Raw genomic sequence first — 351 nt, 5'->3', positions numbered from 1 at the left:
CCGACCGTCAGCTCGGGCCGGACCGTATCGCCATACCAGCGCTGCTGGCGACGGCCGCCGTCCACCACCATCTGATCCGCAAGGGACTGCGCACCTCGGTGGGGCTCGTCGTGGAGTCCGGCGAACCGCGCGAGGTGCATCATTTCTGCTGCCTTGCCGGCTACGGCGCCGAGGCGATCAATCCTTACCTGGCCTTCGACACATTGCTCGACATGCACAAGCGTGGCGAGCTGCCGGCGGAGGTCGACGCCTATGAAGTCGTCACCCGCTACATCAAGTCGATCGGCAAGGGCATCCTCAAGGTGATGTCCAAGATGGGCATCTCAACCTACCAGTCCTATTGCGGTGCGC

1 protein-coding gene is annotated in these 351 nt (G+C 63.8%); it reads left to right on the top strand.

Annotated features, from left to right (window positions below; all coding sequences use genetic code 11):
• The coding region (locus tag E5X88_RS33560) for a glutamate synthase central domain-containing protein (RefSeq protein ID WP_292168574.1) at nucleotides 1-351 on the top strand (351 nt) is incomplete at both ends.

It is taken from the genome of Mesorhizobium sp., from assembly GCF_004962245.1.
In the GTDB taxonomy this organism is placed as follows: domain Bacteria; phylum Pseudomonadota; class Alphaproteobacteria; order Rhizobiales; family Rhizobiaceae; genus Mesorhizobium.
This window is presented reverse-complemented; position numbering and strand designations above follow the sequence as displayed.